The following is a 284-nucleotide window of genomic DNA, read 5'->3' as shown; positions in this document are numbered from 1 at the left end:
GGACAATACAGAGTTGGACACTTGTATTGGGTAATACGCTCTGTATAGCATCAGGGAAGCCTTTCAGACCATCAATGCAGCATATTAGTATATCCTGGACACCTCTGTTCTGAAGGTCGCTTAGAACCTCTAACCAGAAGTTAGCGCCTTCACTCTTGGAGACAACATACCAAGAAGTTCCTTGTGGCCTTCCTTGTTGATGCCTAAGACGTTGTAAATGGCACGTGAGACCGCACGTCCGGTTTCATCCTTCACCTTATAATGGATGGCATCCAGCCAGCATA

Annotated in this window: 1 pseudogene; it reads right to left on the bottom strand. The window is 46.5% G+C overall.

Annotated elements, in window-relative coordinates:
• Positions 1 to 284 (bottom strand): annotated as a pseudogene (locus tag X919_RS15935) (transposase); the annotation flags it as partial.

The organism is Prevotella sp. HJM029, assembly GCF_000599605.1.
Classification (GTDB): domain Bacteria; phylum Bacteroidota; class Bacteroidia; order Bacteroidales; family Bacteroidaceae; genus Prevotella.
This window is presented reverse-complemented; position numbering and strand designations above follow the sequence as displayed.